This window comes from Thiomonas bhubaneswarensis, assembly GCF_001418255.1.
Classification (GTDB): domain Bacteria; phylum Pseudomonadota; class Gammaproteobacteria; order Burkholderiales; family Burkholderiaceae_C; genus Thiomonas; species Thiomonas bhubaneswarensis.
In genome coordinates this window covers 114928-130367 of the sequence record NZ_LIPV01000003.1, presented here as the reverse complement: position 1 = coordinate 130367, position 15440 = coordinate 114928, and the positions used below count along the sequence as shown (strand labels likewise).

General features: G+C 64.8%; 14 protein-coding genes. 2 read left to right on the top strand and 12 right to left on the bottom strand.

Annotated elements, in window-relative coordinates; all coding sequences use genetic code 11:
* The first annotated feature begins 136 nt into the window (after positions 1-136).
* On the top strand, positions 137-1693 hold the full coding sequence (locus tag ASC45_RS05035) for a CYTH and CHAD domain-containing protein (protein WP_055449950.1): 1557 nt from the start codon (positions 137-139) through the stop codon (positions 1691-1693).
* Positions 1694-1707: 14 nt separating this feature from the next.
* On the opposite strand, the gene ASC45_RS05030 is transcribed toward ASC45_RS05035, so the two are convergent.
* The 7 genes from ASC45_RS05030 to argS form a co-directional block, all read right to left on the bottom strand.
* Complete coding sequence (locus ASC45_RS05030) at positions 1708-2487, bottom strand: COG4705 family protein (protein ID WP_055449949.1); 780 nt, start codon at positions 2485-2487, stop codon at positions 1708-1710.
* A gap of 110 nt (positions 2488-2597) precedes the next feature.
* Positions 2598-4112 carry an RNA polymerase factor sigma-54 gene (locus ASC45_RS05025; RefSeq protein ID WP_055449948.1) on the bottom strand — a complete coding sequence of 505 codons (1515 nt, stop codon included), beginning with the start codon at positions 4110-4112 and terminating at the stop codon, positions 2598-2600.
* Between the two features lie 6 nt (positions 4113-4118).
* The gene (gene lptB / locus ASC45_RS05020) at positions 4119-4907 is read right to left on the bottom strand and encodes an LPS export ABC transporter ATP-binding protein (protein ID WP_055450136.1); all 789 of its coding nucleotides are present in this window, start codon (positions 4905-4907) and stop codon (positions 4119-4121) included.
* Positions 4908-5040: 133 nt separating this feature from the next.
* Entirely contained in the window at positions 5041-5676 is a 636-nt protein-coding gene (gene lptA / locus ASC45_RS05015; RefSeq protein WP_055449947.1) for a lipopolysaccharide transport periplasmic protein LptA, read from the bottom strand.
* 120 nt (positions 5677-5796) lie between these two features.
* A complete protein-coding gene (locus tag ASC45_RS05010) occupies positions 5797-6462 on the bottom strand; it encodes a thiol:disulfide interchange protein DsbA/DsbL (protein ID WP_055449946.1) in 666 nt (221 codons plus the stop codon).
* Positions 6463-6496: 34 nt separating this feature from the next.
* The gene (locus ASC45_RS05005) at positions 6497-7120 is read right to left on the bottom strand and encodes an SPOR domain-containing protein (protein ID WP_055449945.1); all 624 of its coding nucleotides are present in this window, start codon (positions 7118-7120) and stop codon (positions 6497-6499) included.
* 64 nt (positions 7121-7184) lie between these two features.
* The gene (gene argS, locus ASC45_RS05000) at positions 7185-8939 is read right to left on the bottom strand and encodes an arginine--tRNA ligase (protein ID WP_055449944.1); all 1755 of its coding nucleotides are present in this window, start codon (positions 8937-8939) and stop codon (positions 7185-7187) included.
* A gap of 179 nt (positions 8940-9118) precedes the next feature.
* Between argS and ASC45_RS04995 the strand changes: the two genes are divergently transcribed.
* On the top strand, positions 9119-9496 hold the full coding sequence (locus tag ASC45_RS04995) for a PsiF family protein (protein ID WP_055449943.1): 378 nt from the start codon (positions 9119-9121) through the stop codon (positions 9494-9496).
* Positions 9497-9616: 120 nt separating this feature from the next.
* Here ASC45_RS04995 and ASC45_RS04990 read toward each other — a convergent pair whose 3' ends face one another.
* The 5 genes from ASC45_RS04990 to atpA form a co-directional block, all read right to left on the bottom strand.
* Entirely contained in the window at positions 9617-10747 is a 1131-nt protein-coding gene (locus tag ASC45_RS04990) for a septal ring lytic transglycosylase RlpA family protein (protein WP_245609959.1), read from the bottom strand.
* A 180-nt stretch (positions 10748-10927) separates the two neighbouring features.
* A complete protein-coding gene (locus tag ASC45_RS04985) occupies positions 10928-11362 on the bottom strand; it encodes a F0F1 ATP synthase subunit epsilon (protein ID WP_055449941.1) in 435 nt (144 codons plus the stop codon).
* Positions 11363-11455: 93 nt separating this feature from the next.
* Positions 11456-12871, bottom strand: a complete 1416-nt coding sequence (gene atpD, locus ASC45_RS04980) for a F0F1 ATP synthase subunit beta (protein WP_055449940.1) — start codon at positions 12869-12871, stop codon at positions 11456-11458.
* 67 nt (positions 12872-12938) lie between these two features.
* A complete protein-coding gene (gene atpG / locus ASC45_RS04975) occupies positions 12939-13817 on the bottom strand; it encodes a F0F1 ATP synthase subunit gamma (RefSeq protein ID WP_055449939.1) in 879 nt (292 codons plus the stop codon).
* 71 nt (positions 13818-13888) lie between these two features.
* The gene (gene atpA / locus ASC45_RS04970; protein WP_055449938.1) at positions 13889-15430 is read right to left on the bottom strand and encodes a F0F1 ATP synthase subunit alpha; all 1542 of its coding nucleotides are present in this window, start codon (positions 15428-15430) and stop codon (positions 13889-13891) included.
* Positions 15431-15440: the final 10 nt, after the last annotated feature.

Genomic DNA, 15440 nt, shown 5'->3' with positions numbered 1-15440 from the left:
ATAGGCACAATGTGTCAGGCGCGTGAATGTCACGAAAGAACTTCGCCGCCCGCTGCCCGCCCACTGCTTTTTGGTGCTTGTGTGGCCGATGGTGACAGAGTCAAATGCACATGTGTTACCCCCTTCCACACCTGCCATGAGCCAGGAACGCGAACTCAAATTCCGACTCGATCCCACCCTGCACGACGCCGTGCGCCAACACCCGGTCCTGCTGACCCTGGGCGAATGGCCTCAGGTCGTGTTTATGCAGACCTGGTATTTCGACACGCCCGAGCACACGCTGCGTCAGGCGGGTTTGGCACTGCGGGTCAGACATCTGCCCGACGGCCGACGCATCCTCACCCTCAAGAGCAGCCCGGCGCAAGGCCTGCAACTCGCGCGCGGCGAGTGGGAATTTCCGATCGACGCCGACGCACCTGAGGCCGATGCACTGCAGCGTCTTGATCACACGCCCCTAGCCCAACTGGGCGAGGCGCAGACCCTTGCGGCCCAGTTGCGCGCCGTGCTCGGCACGCGCGTACAACGCACGGTCTGGCAGATGACATGGCAAGGCACCCGGCTCGAAGTCTGCCTCGACCACGGCGAGGCCTTGGGCGGCACCGGCGCAGACGCCCCTAGCCTGCCGCTGAGCGAGCTCGAGATCGAGTTGGTCGAAGGTCACTGGCCGCATGCCTTCGACCTCGCCTGGACGCTGGCGCAAGACCTGCCGCTGCTGCTGTCGCCCATCAGCAAGGTGCAGACCGCGGCCCGCGCCGCCGGACTCTTCACCCTTGCCCTGCCGCCGCTGGCACGCGAGCTGGCGCCGCAGCCCCACGGCGGCCAGGCCGTGGCCGATGTGCTGCAGCAGGCCACGGCCGTCATCGCGGTGGGCGCCGAGATGCTGCAGGCTGAGCCGCGAGCCGAAACCATTCATCAGATGCGCCTGCAACTGCGCAGGCTTCGGGTGTTGCTGCAACTGTTGCAGACCACCGGGCCGCAGACCGGGCGCGCGGCCTGTCGCTGGCTGCGCAGCGAGTGGCGCTGGGCAGGGCAGTTGCTGGGGCATGTGCGCGATGTCGATGTCTGCCTCGACCATGCCGCAGCTCTGCCAGGTGCAGGCGAAGATCACGTCTCTGTGCTTCGCCAACTGGAGCACAGGCGCGACGCGCGCTTGCAGCCGCTGCTGGCCTATCTGCGCAGCCCTCGATTCGGTCGCGTCCTGCTGGCGCAGGCACGCTGGGCGGACGATTGGGCCGGTGGCCGCATCACCCAAGCCGACGAGTCCGCAGACCGGCTGGTTCGACGGCTGCTGCGCTTTCACCGCGACGACTTGCATCTGCACCCGCAGCGCTGGGCCGAACTGCTGGCCATCTGGGACGGCCAGTCCGCCGCGCCGCTCGACGCGCCCTGGCCCGCGCTGCACACCCTGCGGCTCAAGGCCAAGCAGTTGCGCTATGCGCTGGAATGGTTCGCACCGTGGATCGACGCCACGCTGGACCACCAGGGACGGGCCTGGCTCAAACTCACCAGCGCGCTGCAATCCGATCTGGGCGAAGCGCTCGACACCCTGCGGCTGGCGCGCTGGCTGATAGAGACGGCCGCGTCCAGCCCGCAGCCCTCCACGGCGCTGCAAGACGCCGGAGCCCGCCAGGCCTTCGATCAGGCCCGCAGCGGCCTGGAGCGTGCGCTGCAGGCCGCGCGCAACGTCGACTGAAACCTCGCCCGCGTTCAAACTCTGGCCGCATCCCGGCGCGACGTGGTGAGATAGAGCACCAGCAGCACGATGGCCGCCAGGAACAGTGCGCTGGTTGCCATCGTTCCCAGGCCCAGCCCGCTTTCTGCGAGCGGCTTGGACAGCCAGTCGCCGAAGGTCGCGCCGAGCGGCCGGGTGAGGATGTAGGCGATCCAGAACGTGACCACCGGGCTGGCCTTGAAAACATAGAACGCTGCGGCCGTCGCCGCAATCGCCCCGCCGAACAGCAACGCCGACAGCGCATAGCCCAGTTGCAGGCGCTCGGCCGCCAGGTCGCCGCCCGCCGTACCCAGGGCAAAGGTGAACAGGATGGCGGCCCAATAGAAGGTCTCGCGCCTGCCGCGGGTCACACTGTGAATCGACAGGCTGCGCTCGCTGCGCCACCAAAGGACAAAGGTGGCCAGCAGCGCCACGGCGAACAGGCCCGTGCTGACCGGCAGCGGCACGCCGAACTGATCGGTGAGGTTGTCGGTGACCAGCGTACCCACCACGCTGATCAGCGTGACGGTGAGCCAGTACAGCCAGGGGATGTAGCGAGTCGCGCGCATCTGTGCCGCCAGCACGACGAAGAACAGCACGGTCATTACCGCGCTGGTGGCCACCAGGCCGAAGTGCAGATCGACGGACAGATAGTCTGCGGCGGTCTCGCCCACGGTGGTGGCCATGATCTTGATCAGCCAGAAATAGAGGGTGATGACCACTGGAACCTTGATGGCCTGCGCCCAGTCGGGCTCGGCGCGTAATGCGTGCTGCATAATGAACTCCCTGAATGCCGTTGTGGTTGTGATGCCGTGTGATGACGGCAACGGCATTCTGGGAAGGCAGACTTAGCGCAGCATGAGGTGCGCGCCGTCGCGCCCCGGGTTCAGCCGCTCTTGCGCAGATTCGCCGGGGCAATGCGCAGGGCTTCGCGGTACTTCGCCACGGTGCGCCGGGCCACCTGCACGCCTTGCTGCGTGAGGCGTTCGGCCAGTTCGCTGTCGGACAGGGGCTTGGCGCTGTCTTCCTCGGCCACCAGGCGGCGGATGAGTTCGCGCACCGCCGTGGACGAGGTGTTGCCCCCGGCCTCGGTGCTCAGGCCCGAGCCGAAGAAGTATTTCAGCTCAACCGTGCCAAAGGGCGTGAGCATGAATTTCTGCGTGGTCACGCGCGAGATGGTCGATTCGTGCAGCCCGAGTTCGTCGGCAATCTCGCGCAGCACCATGGGCCGCATGGCCACGGGCCCGTAGTCGAAGAACCGCTGCTGGCGTTCGACGATGGTCTGCGACACGCGCTGGATGGTCTCGAAACGCTGCTGCACGTTTTTCACGAACCAGCGCGCCTCCTGAAGCTGCCCCTGCATGGCGCCGCCGCTGTCGCGCGCACGGCGCATGGCGTCGGCATAGATCTGGTTCACCCGAAGTTTGGGCATGACTTCGGGGTTGAGCTGCGCCGTCCAACCTTGCGCGGTCTTGCGGGCGATCACGTCGGGCGTCACCGCCTGAGCGGCATCGCGGCGGAAGACGCCGCCCGGATGCGGATCGAGCTGGGCGATGCGTTGCTGCGCCTGGCGCAGCGCGCTTTCGTCGGCCTCGAGCAGGCGTTCGAGCTTGCGCCAGTCGCGCTTGGCCAGCATGTCGAGATGGCCGCCGCGGCAGATCTGCAGCGCCAGCTCCCGCACGGGGCAGTGCGGCTGACGCTGCAACTGCAGGCAAAGGCAATCGGCCAGATCGTGCGCGGCCACCCCGGCGGGATCGAAGCTCTGGATCAGCCGCATGGCCGTGGTGAGCGCATCGACCAGGTCTTCGAGCTGTTCGGCGTCCGCCGCGGGAGCGAGGGCCTGCGCCAGCTCCAGGGGCGTGTCGGGGAGGTAGCCGTCGTCGTCGAGGGAATCGATGATGGCCTCCGCAGCTGCGCGGTCGGTGGCGCTCAAGGCCAGCCCGGCCAGTTGCGCGCGCAAATGATCGCGCAGCTCGATCTGCTCGGAGGCAAGGTCCAGGGCGCTGAATTCGTCATCGTCCCCTCCGCCAGAACTCTGGCCCGAGCTGACCCAGGAGTCGGCATCGGCATCGGTATCGGCGCCGTGATCGGTCTCGCCGCTGCTGGCCGTCCAGTCTTGCGCTTCGAGTTGCAGCTCCGCGGCAGGCTCGGCCGTGGCCTCATGTGCCTCGGCGGCTATCTGGGGGGCGTCGGGCGTCAGCGCCGCAGGGGGCTCGGACGCGGGCGCCGCGGTCGGCGGATCTTCCGCTTCTTCGTGTTCGAGAAACGGATTGGATTCGAGCAGGCCTTCGATTTCCTGCGTGAGTTCGAGGGTGGAGAGTTGCAGCAGACGGATGGACTGCTGCAACTGCGGTGTGAGCGCAAGATGCTGGGACAGGCGCAGGTTCAGCGAGGGTTTCATCGCGGATCACATGCGGAAGTTTTCACCGAGGTACACCTTGCGCACCGCGGGGTTGTCGATGATGGATTGCGGATCGCCCTGGGCCAGCACCTGGCCTTCGCTGATGATGCAGGCCGAATCGCAGATGCCCAGTGTCTCGCGCACGTTGTGGTCGGTGATCAGCACGCCGATGCCCTGCTCTTTGAGGAACTGCACAATGCGCTGGATTTCGATCACGGCGATCGGATCGATGCCGGCGAACGGTTCGTCGAGCAGGATGAACCGCGGCTGCGTCGCCAGCGCGCGAGCGATTTCCACCCGCCGTCGCTCGCCACCGGACAAAGCGGGGGCGGGGCTGTCGCGCAAGTGTTCGACGTGCAGCTCGCGCAGGAGATGCTCTTCGCGCTCGCGGATTTCGGCCTTACTCAGGCGCCGCCCCTTGTCGTCGCGCTGCAGCTCCAGGACGGCCCTGACGTTCTCGGCCACGGTCATGCGCCGGAAGATCGAAGCCTCCTGCGGCAGGTAGGACAGCCCCATGCGCGCGCGGCGGTGCATGGGCGTATCGCTCACATCCTTGCCGTCGATGTGGATGCGCCCGGCGTCGGGTCGCACCAGTCCGACGATCATGTAGAACGATGTGGTCTTGCCCGCCCCGTTCGGCCCCAGCAGGCCGACCACCTCGCCGCAGCGCACGCTGAAGCTCACGTCGCGCACGACCTGCCGCCCGGCGTAGCGCTTCTGCAGATGCTGCACGTCGAGCCGGGGGCCGGACGCCGACCGCGCGGGTGTGGGACGATCGCCCTCCCCCGAAGACACCGGCTCCAGACCACCCCGCAGCACTGTTTGCTGCGGCCGTCGCGGCTGCGCGCTCAATGGACTACCCTCCTCGCTACGCTCGACTCCCTGAGGGAGTTGAGCGCCCCACCTTCGGGCGGCCGTGCGGTGGCGCTCAAGGCTGCGTCCCCAGCTTGGGCGCCACCTTGAGCGCCGGGGGCGATTTCGGAGCCGCGGGGGCCGATGAGGCCGGAGGCTGGGGCGTCAGCATCACCCGAACCCGACCGCCCGGATTGGTCGCCGTGGCGCCCGCCGCACCGCCTTCCACGGTGAAGACATCGGTGATCTGGTTGTAGGCAATCACATTGCCCTGGCTGCGGTCCATCAGCCTGCCATCGATCAGACGGCTCAACATGGCCTGACCTCGCAGGGTGACGACATCGGTCTTGCCGTCGTATTCGATGCGCTGCGCTGCGCCGTCAAGGGTCTGGGCGGGCTGGCCCGGAGCGACGTCGAGCTGGCGCTGGAAGGTGGCCAGTTGCCCCGGGGCGGCCAGCGCCGTCGCATATTGATAGCCGTCCGGCGCCTGCCGCACGTCCACGGTGGCGGCACGAAGCACCAGGGACCCCTTGGTCACGACCACGTTGCCGGTGAACACGCTGGTCTGATGCACATCGTCGTAGCGCATCGCATCGGCCTCGATGTGGATGGGCTGATTGCGATCGGTCTGCGCGGACTGCGCAAACGGCGCCAGATGCAGCGCGCACAGCAGGACGAACAACAGGGAACGGGCCACTCGTTTCATCGGCATGGGTTTTGCTTATTTCGGCTCATTCTAGGGCCTGTTCACGCTTGTGCACAGATCTTGCATGGCGGAAAACAAACTGCCCGCTTGATGCGGGCAGCTCGATCTGAAACAGTGGGAAGGCGCTTATTTCTTCGCCGCCTGAACCTTCTTGATCAGATAGTCCACGACCTCCAGCACCTTCTGGTTGTTGTTGGCCTCGGGCAACGCCGCCGAGGTGGTGTAGGTGCCCTGCACCGCCATGGTCGGCACACCCTGGATCTGGTAATCGGTCACCATCTGCGTGGCCTGCTTGACCTGGGCATTGACGCCAAACGAGTTATAGGCGTCCATGAACGCCTTTTTCGGAATGCCTTGCTGGGCCAGCCAGTTGGCCATCTGCTCGGGCGTGCCCAGAGGGATGCGCTGCTTGTGAATGGCGTTGAAAATCTTGGCCTGCATGGCGTCGTTGAGCTTACCCAGGGCCAGCAGCGCGTAGTAGAGGTGCTGCTGCGGCACGAACTGGGGTGAAAACGCCACGGGCACGCGCTGCAGCACCACCCCCGGCGGGAGCTTTTTCGCCCAGGCCTCGAGCATCGGATCGAAATCGGCGCAGTGCGGGCAGTCATACCAGAAGAACTCCATCACCACGATCTTGTCCGACGGGCTCACCGGCTGCGGCACGGGCAGACGGTTGTAGGCGAAGCCCTCGTTGAACGGCTGGGGCTTGGCCGCCGTCTGCGCCTGCGCGCCTGCGGCGAGAAAGCCCATGGAAAAGACCAGAAACACCACGGAAAGCCAGCGTTGAAACATGAGTCGTCCTTTGGAAGGAAATCAGAGAGTCGATTTATGAACTGGTGCGAACCAGCGCGGTTTGAACCCCGTTGTCGCTGAGAAGTTTCTGCGTCTGCTCGGCCTGTTGCGCCGAGGTGAAAGGTCCTACCCGAACGCGATAGAGCGTGCGTCCGTTGACAACGCGCTCATCCACATGCGCCTCCTGCCCGATGAGGGCGACCTTGGCGCGCTGGCGCTCGGCGTCTTCACGCGTGCTGTACGCCCCAACCTGAAGCACATACTGCACGGGCCCCGGTGCGGCAGGCTTGGCCGCTGTTGCGGGCGCTGTCGCGGCGCCGGTCGTCGGCGCCGTCGGCTGCGAAGCCCCTGCTCCCGGCTGCCCGAGCTTGGCGAGCGCCTGCGGCGAGAGCGGCTTGCTGGCCACGGTCACCGGCATGGAGCCGCTGCCTGCCGGGGGCGACTGCGTCGCCCCGCTCAGACCCTGATTGGGGTTCCAGTTGCCAGCACCCGAAGCGGCGCTGGAAGGCCGTTCCTGGAACCGGTTCATGAAGGGCAGAGGCGCCTTGGTGATGTAGAGCGCGACGCCCAGGGCAATGGCCAGGCCGATGACCAGACCGGCGATCAGGCCGATCACGGTGCCCCCGTGCTGGCGGCGTAGGGATGAGGAAGTGGGCATGGAGTGCAGGTTCAAACGATGAAGGTGAAATCGGGTGGACGCTCGCTGCGCTCTGGCTGCGCACTCACATACGCAGCGGCGCACTCACGCCCAGCACACCCAGCGCATTGTGCATCACCTGGCGCACGGCGCGCAGCAGCCGCAGGCGAGCGTGTCGCATGGGCAGCTCATCGACCAGCACCCTTTCGGCGTTGTAGAACGCATGGAAGTCGGCGGCGAGGTCGCGCAGATAGAAAGCGACGTGGTGTGGTGCCAGCTCCTGCGCCGCAGCGGCAAGCACCTGGGGATAGCGCGCGAGCGTGAGCTGCAAGGCGCGCTCGCGCGGAGCCGTCAGCAGGGAGAGGTCGGCCTCGTCCAGCAGCGCGGGCTGCGCGGCGTCCTCAGGGGCGCGTGCCGCCCACTGCTCGAACACCGAGTTCACCCGCGCGTGAGCGTATTGCACGTAGTAAACCGGGTTCTCGTCGTTTTGCGCCAGGGCGAGGTCGACGTCGAACACGAACTCGGTGTCGGCCTTGCGCGAGACGAGAAAAAAGCGCACCGCGTCCCGACCGCGCTGCAACGCCTTGCTGCGCTCTTCGTCACTCATGTCTTCGCGCACGCCGCCCGACCATTCGATCAGATCGCGCACCGTGACATAACTGCCTGCGCGTTTGGAAATCTTCACTTCCTGACCGCCGCGCATGACGGTGACCATTTTGTGCAGCACATAGTCGGGATAGCCCGCCGGAATCCCCAGGTCGAGCGCCTGCAGTCCGGCACGGACCCGCGCGATGGTGCCATGGTGATCCGAGCCCTGAATGTTCACCGCGCGATGAAAGCCGCGCTCCCATTTGGCGAGGTGATAGGCCACGTCGGGCACGAAGTAGGTGTAGTGGCCGTCGGACTTGCGCATCACCCGGTCTTTGTCGTCGCCGAAATCGGTGGTTCTCAGCCACAATGCGCCGTCCTGTTCGAACGTATGACCCGAGGCCTCCAGGCGGCGCACGGCCGCTTCCACCCGGCCGTCGGTGTAGAGGCTGGATTCGAGGTAATAACAGTCGAAACGGATGCCGAAGGTCTTGAGATCGAGGTCTTGCTCGCGGCGCAGGTAGGCCACGGCAAAGCGGCGGATGTTGTCGAGGTCATCCACGTCGCCGCTGGCAGTGATCGGACGCCCGGCGTCGTCGGGCACCGACTGGCGAGCCATGAAATCCTGCGCGATGTCGGCGATGTAATCGCCGTTGTAGGCCGACTCGGGCCAGTTCGCGTCACCTGGCTTGATGCCCCTTGCTCTGGCCTGCACCGAAAGCGCAAGGGTCTGGATCTGCACCCCGGCATCGTTGTAATAGAACTCGCGCTGCACCGCCCAGCCCTGAGTGGACAACACGGCAGCGATCGCATCGCCCAAGGCACCCTGGCGTCCGTGCCCCACATGCAGCGGCCCGGTCGGATTGGCGGAAACGAACTCCACCAGCATCGGCCGCGAACCGCCGGCCTGCGAGTGCCCAAAGGTCGAGCCACCACGTTCGACCTCCTTGATCACCTGCTGCAGCACGGCCGACTGGAGGTGAAAATTGATGAAACCGGGGCCCGCGATCTCGATGCGCGCCACGCCGGCCGCCAATTCGGGCTGTGCCATCAATGCATCGGCAATCTGTTGCGCCACCTCGCGCGGGTTGCGCTTCAAGGGCTTGGCCAATTGCATGGCCAGATTGCTGGCCAGTTCGCCGTGCTCATCGCTGCGCGGACGGCTCAATTCGATGGCGCCTGAAAACTCGGGCTGCAGGGCGAGGGCCGCCCGGTGTAGGGCCGAGGTCAACCGCGCTGTGAATTCGATCATTATCGGAATGTTGTGAAGACGCAAAGTCGGCATTTTAGGAGGCAGTTGCCATACTTCGCGCCTGCACGACCCTATGGTGTAATGGTTTGCCGTTTCGAGCTGGTCACAGGCTGGCTTGCGAAGGCAGATCGTGCGGTTCCCCCGACCGGCAACCGGTCATAACACAACTTGGAGGAATGATGAAAAAACTGATCGCTACACTGGGCCTGGCCCTGGGTCTGCTGGCCCTTCCCATGGTGTCTCAGGCACAGAACACGCCACAGCAAAGCCGCATGGCTCAGTGCAACAAGGAAGCGACCGGCAAGACGGGCGATGCTCGCAAGGCCTTCATGAAGGAATGCCTGGCAGCCAAGCCCGCCGCCACCGAAGCTGCCAAACCGGCGGCCAAGGAAGCCGCCAAGCCCGAGAAAAAGGCCGAGCAAAAGGCTGCTGCCGACGGCAAGAAACTGACCCCGCAACAGGAAAAGATGTCGTTCTGCAGCAAGGACGCCAAGGCCAAGGGTCTGAAGGGTGAAGAGCGCAAGAAGTTCATGAGCGAGTGCCTGCGCAAGAAGTAATTGGCAGGATCCTCGCCCGCGTGGGCTGGCCGCCATGCTGCGCATCGGTGGCCGCACTGAACGCACCTTCGGGTGCGTTTTTTGTTTGCCGACAGCGAACAGCCCCGAAAAGGTCTCGGACTATTGCTGCACCACCGAATAGGCGTTCAGTCCCAGGCCGCGCAATTGCTCCACGAGCCTGGCGTCGGGCGTCGGGCCAGACAGCGGACCGATCTGGACCCGGTAGAAAGTCTGACCTCGGATGTAACCGGGCACCACCATCACGTCGCTGATCCCGGCCGCTTGCAGCCTGGCCTTTTCCGCCTCGGCGTTGGCTTCGAGCGTGAAAGCGCCGGTCTGCACATAGTTCTGCGGCGTCGCAGATGGCAACGCGGCGGTGGCTGAAACTGAAGGTGGCTGCGTGGCAGCAGTCGAACCGCCGGTCGGCAGCGAAAGCGCCGGCTGAGGCATCGGCGCCTGGTCTTGCGACGAAGAAGCTGCAGACGCCACGGCCATGTCTACAGGTGCAGTGGGCGAAGGCGGGGGCGCCATGGGCGGCAGGACCTGCTCGACAATAGGCGCAGGAGAATCCGCCTGAGACGCATCTGGAAGAGGCAACGAAGATGACGCCGTGGAGCTGGGGGTTGTAGCTGTCTGGGCCGCGAATTGCTGCGGCGCGAAGGCGGCGGAAGTTTGCGAAGACCGGTCCGGCTGCACGGGCACCATACCGGGCGCGCCTTGCGGTGATGAAGCAGCGGCCGTCGCCTGTGCATATTGAAGCGGCGCATTCGCCCCTTCGGGCAGCGCCACGACCCGCACCCTCGCCGTACCCGTGCGGGTGACACCCAGCGCCTGAGCCGCCCCCATCGACAGGTCGAGCAGGCGCCCGCTGACGAAGGGACCACGATCGTTCACCAGGACCAGTGCGCTCAAACCGTTGTCCAGATTCGTCACCTGGACGCAGGTCGGCAGCGGCAGGGTACGGCTCGCCGCAGAAAAATCGCGCGGATTGAAGCGGGTTCCCATCGAGGTAGTCGTGCCCGACTCCCAGCCATACCACGACGCGGTGCCGACCTCGTCGTAGCCGTCAGCGCTGCGCAAGGGCGTATAGCTGCGGCCCCTTACGGTGTAGGTGCGGTTGTAGGCAGCGCGCAGATTCGGCGGGGGCACATGACAGCCCGCCTGGGCGTTGACCGGCGCACCGCTTGCGCTCACTCGCGGCGGGCTGCTGGCACAGCCAGCCAGCGTCATCACCGACAAGGCCGCGAGCAAGAATCCGAGGTTCCGAGAGCTGGGGCCTGCCAGAGATAAGCCCTCGCGCTTGCTACCCAAGTCCTGCCTTTCGCTCATCCGCACGCTCCGCTGAGGTTCCGTGACCTCATGCTAGCGGCGAGCGCGCTGCAAATAAAACAGCCCGCAAGAGCGGGCTGTTGCAAAACGACGCGGCAATGCTCAGTGCGAGCGCCCGCGCAGGCGGCGGATGGCGGCGAGCTGAGCGGCCAGCATGGCGAGTTCGCCCTCGACCACGGCGACGTCCTGCGCCTCCTTGGCATGAGCGCGCGCTTCCTGCGCGGCCTTCAGCGCTTCGTTGGCCTTGGCCTCGTCGAGATCCTTGCCGCGAATCGCCGTATCGGCCAGCACGGTGACGCGCTTGGGCTGCACTTCGAGAATACCGCCAGCGACGAAGACAAACTCTTCCTTGCCTCCGGTGGCGTTGGCCTCGGCCAATTCGATGCGCACCGAGCCGGGTTTGATACGGGTGATCAACGGGGTGTGACCGGGCAGAATGCCCAGTTCACCCGATTCGCCCGGGAGGGCGACAAAACGCGCCTCGCCGGAGAAGATGGACTCCTCAGCACTGACGACGTCGACATGGATGGTGTTCATGGCTTCAATCCGGAACGTGATGCGTTTTCAGACTCCGGCGGGCGTCTTCTTTCGAATGCACCCGCCGGATGGGATCGCTTCAAGCTCGTCGGCTTAGTTGAGCTTCTTGGCCTTCTCGAAGGCTTCGTCGATGGTGCCGACCATGTAGAAGGCCTGCTCGGGCAGTGCGTCACACTCGCCGTTGACGATCATCTTGAAGCCGCGGATGGTTTCCTTCAGCGGCACGTACTTGCCGGGCGAGCCGGTGAACACTTCGGCCACGTGGAAGGGCTGCGACAGGAAGCGCTGGATCTTGCGGGCGCGGGCCACGGCGAGCTTGTCTTCCGGCGACAGTTCGTCCATGCCCAGAATGGCGATGATGTCGCGCAGTTCCTTGTAGCGCTGCAGAATGCCCTGAACCGCACGCGTGGTGGAGTAGTGCTCCTCGCCGATGACGTTGGGGTCGATCTGGCGGCTGGTGGAGTCCAGCGGGTCCACGGCGGGGTAGATACCCAGCGAGGCGATGTCGCGGCTCAGCACCACGGTCGCGTCGAGGTGGTTGAAGGTGGTAGCAGGCGACGGGTCGGTCAAGTCGTCCGCAGGCACGTACACGGCCTGGATCGAGGTGATCGAGCCGGTCTTGGTGGAGGTGATGCGTTCCTGCAGCTTGCCCATTTCGTCGGCCAGCGTCGGCTGATAGCCCACGGCAGACGGCATGCGGCCCAGCAGCGCGGACACTTCGGTACCGGCCAGGGTGTAGCGATAGATGTTGTCGACGAAGAACAGGATGTCGCGGCCTTCGTCGCGGAAACGCTCGGCCATGGTCAGGCCGGTCAGCGCGACGCGCAGGCGGTTGCCCGGAGGTTCGTTCATCTGACCGAACACCATGCCCACCTTGTCGAGCACGTTGGAGTCCTTCATCTCGTGATAGAAGTCGTTGCCTTCGCGGGTGCGCTCCCCCACCCCGGCGAACACCGACAGACCGCTGTGCTGCTTGGCGATGTTGTTGATGAGCTCCATCATGTTCACGGTCTTGCCCACGCCGGCGCCGCCGAACAGGCCGACCTTACCGCCCTTGGCGAACGGGCAGACCAAGTCGATCACCTTGATGCCGGTTTCGAGCAGGTCGACCGAGGGGGAAAGATCGTCGAACTTGGGCGCAGCCTGGTGGATCGAGCGGCGTTCGTCGGTGGCGATCGGACCGGCTTCGTCGATGGGGCGGCCCAACACGTCCATGATGCGACCCAGCACGGCAGGGCCGACCGGGACCTGGATGGAATGGCCGGTGTTGTTGACCAGCATGCCGCGGCGCAGGCCGTCGCCCGAACCCATGGCGATGGTGCGAACCACGCCGTCACCGATCTGCTGCTGCACCTCGAAGGTCAAGCCCTTCTCGGCCAGGCTGCTGTCGTTGTTGTCGGCCAGAACCAGGGCGTCATACACCTTGGGAATGGCGTCGCGGGGGAACTCGATATCGATCACAGCGCCGATGCACTGAACGATTTTGCCTTGCGCTTGAGCCGTCGTCATATTGCTCTCCAATGGTTTGAATTCGGTTGGCCGGGTAGTGGGTGCTTGAGGTCAGGGCTTGACCCCATCACACCGCGGCGGCTCCGCTCACGATTTCCGAAAGTTCTTTGGTAATGGCTGCCTGTCGGCTCTTGTTGTAGACGAGCTGCAACTCACCGATCACGCTCTTGGCGTTGTCGGAGGCCGACTTCATCGCCACCATCCGTGCCGATTGTTCGCAGGCCATGTTTTCAGCCACGGCCTGGTAGATCAGGGCCTCGATGTAGCGCACCAGCAGCGCGTCGATCACGGGCTTGGCGTCGGGCTCGTAGATGTAGTCCCAGCTGTGGGTCTTGGCATCACCGGCCTTGGCGTCGAGGGCGTGGGCGGGCAGCGGCACCAGGGGCTCGATCTCCGGCGCCTGCTTCATGGTGTTGACGAAGCGGCTGAAGGCCAGATAGACCGCATCGAGCTTGCCTTCCTGGTAGGCATCGAGCATGACCTTGACCGGGCCGATGAGCTTCTCGAGGTGAGGCTTGTCGCCGAGCTGCACCGCCTGCGACGTGATGTTCATGCCCAGGCGCTGCAGGAACTGCATGCCCTTGTTGCCGATGGCGCAGCACTCGATATGCACGCCTGCGGCCTGCCATTCCTTGATCTTGCCCAGCGCCATGCGGGTGATGTTGGTGTTGAGGCCGCCACAAAGCCCTTTGTCGGTCGTCACAAGAATGAGGCCGACGCGTTTGATCGGCTCGCGCTTGATCAGAAACGGATGGGTGTACTCGGGGTTGGCCTGACGCAGGTGGCCCGCGATGACGCGCACTGTATCGCCATAGGGACGAGCCGCGCGCATGCGTTCCTGGGCCTTGCGCATCTTGGATGCGGCCACCATTTCCATCGCCTTGGTGATCTTGCGTGTGTTTTGCACACTCTTGATCTTGACGCGAATTTCTTTCATTCCAGCCATTGATTTACTCCTCGGTCAGACCGGCAGGCTGCAGTCGACTGGCCTTCCGGTCTTGCCTGTCATGGAATGAATTAGTAGGCACCGTTCTTCTTGAACTCGGCGATGGCTTCCTTGAGCTTGGCCTCGTCGTCCTTGGAGAGATCCTTGGCCGATTCGATGCTTTGCACCAGGGCAGCGTGCTTCGTCTGCAGATGGTCATGCAGCCCTTTCTCGAACGGCAGCACTTGCTTGACGTCGAGATCGTCGAGGTAGCCGTTGTTCACCGCGTAGAGCGAGGCCGCCATCTGCCAGACCTGGGCAGGCTGATATTGCGGCTGTTTCAGCAGTTCGACCACGCGGCGACCGCGTTCGAGCTGCTTGCGGGTGGCTTCGTCGAGGTCAGAGGCGAACTGCGCAAACGCAGCCAGTTCACGGTACTGGGCCAGGTCGGTACGAATGCCACCCGAGAGCTTCTTGATGATCTTGGTCTGCGCGGCACCACCCACCCGCGACACCGAGACACCCGCGTTGATCGCAGGACGCACACCGGCGTTGAACAGATCGGTTTCGAGGAAGATCTGGCCGTCGGTAATCGAGATCACATTGGTCGGCACGAAGGCGGACACGTCACCGGCCTGCGTTTCGATGATGGGCAGTGCGGTCAGCGAGCCGGTCTTGCCCTTGACTTCGCCCTTGGTGAAGTGCTCGACATACTCGGCACTCACACGAGCGGCGCGCTCGAGCAGGCGGCTGTGCAGGTAGAACACGTCGCCGGGATAGGCTTCACGGCCCGGGGGACGGCGCAGCAGCAGCGAGATCTGGCGATAGGCCCAGGCTTGCTTGGTCAGGTCGTCATAGATTACCAGCGCATCTTGGCCGCGGTCGCGGAAATACTCGCCCATGGTGCAGCCGGCGTAAGGCGCCAGATACTGCATCGCGGCAGAATCGGACGCGGAGGCGGCGACGACGATGGTGTATTCCATCGCGCCGAACTCCTGCAGCTTGCGCACCACGTTGGCGATGGTCGAAGCTTTCTGGCCGATCGCCACGTAGATACAGATCAGATCCTTGCCCTTCTGGCTGATGATCGAGTCGACGGCCACGGCCGTCTTGCCGGTCTGGCGGTCGCCAATGATCAGCTCGCGCTGGCCGCGGCCGACAGGCACCATGGCGTCGATCGCCTTGATACCGGTCTGCACCGGCTGCGACACGGACTGGCGCCAGATCACGCCAGGGGCGATCTTTTCGATCGGATCGAGCTGCTTGGTGCCCACCGGGCCCTTGCCGTCGATGGGCACGCCCAGGGTGTTGACCACGCGGCCGATCAACTCGGGGCCGACGGGCACGGAGAGGATTTCGCCGGTGCACTTGACCGTGTCACCTTCGGAGATGTGCTCGTAGGGGCCCAGAATCACCACACCGACCGAATCGCGCTCGAGGTTGAGCGCCAGGCCAAAGGTGTTGTTCGGGAATTCGAGCATTTCGCCCTGCATCACATCGGACAGCCCATGCACCCGCGCAATACCGTCGGTCAGGGACACGACCGTGCCCTCGTTGCGGATATTGGCGCTGGCGCCCAGACCTTCGATGCGGCTCTTGATGAGTTCGGAAATTTCTGCGGGATTGAGTTGCATGGGAGCCTCT

Coding starts and splice junctions, on each gene's coding strand:
- atpG (WP_055449939.1), bottom strand. CDS start 13,817: ATGGCTGGAATGAAAGAAATTCGCGTCAAGATCAAGAGTGTGCAAAAC.
- ASC45_RS05010 (WP_055449946.1), bottom strand. CDS start 6,462: ATGTTTCAACGCTGGCTTTCCGTGGTGTTTCTGGTCTTTTCCATGGGC.
- ASC45_RS05030 (WP_055449949.1), bottom strand. CDS start 2,487: ATGCAGCACGCATTACGCGCCGAGCCCGACTGGGCGCAGGCCATCAAG.
- ASC45_RS05005 (WP_055449945.1), bottom strand. CDS start 7,120: ATGCCCACTTCCTCATCCCTACGCCGCCAGCACGGGGGCACCGTGATC.
- atpA (WP_055449938.1), bottom strand. CDS start 15,430: ATGCAACTCAATCCCGCAGAAATTTCCGAACTCATCAAGAGCCGCATC.
- lptA (WP_055449947.1), bottom strand. CDS start 5,676: ATGCCGATGAAACGAGTGGCCCGTTCCCTGTTGTTCGTCCTGCTGTGC.
- ASC45_RS04985 (WP_055449941.1), bottom strand. CDS start 11,362: ATGAACACCATCCATGTCGACGTCGTCAGTGCTGAGGAGTCCATCTTC.
- ASC45_RS05035 (WP_055449950.1), top strand. CDS start 137: ATGAGCCAGGAACGCGAACTCAAATTCCGACTCGATCCCACCCTGCAC.
- atpD (WP_055449940.1), bottom strand. CDS start 12,871: ATGACGACGGCTCAAGCGCAAGGCAAAATCGTTCAGTGCATCGGCGCT.
- ASC45_RS04995 (WP_055449943.1), top strand. CDS start 9,119: ATGAAAAAACTGATCGCTACACTGGGCCTGGCCCTGGGTCTGCTGGCC.
- argS (WP_055449944.1), bottom strand. CDS start 8,939: ATGATCGAATTCACAGCGCGGTTGACCTCGGCCCTACACCGGGCGGCC.
- ASC45_RS05025 (WP_055449948.1), bottom strand. CDS start 4,112: ATGAAACCCTCGCTGAACCTGCGCCTGTCCCAGCATCTTGCGCTCACA.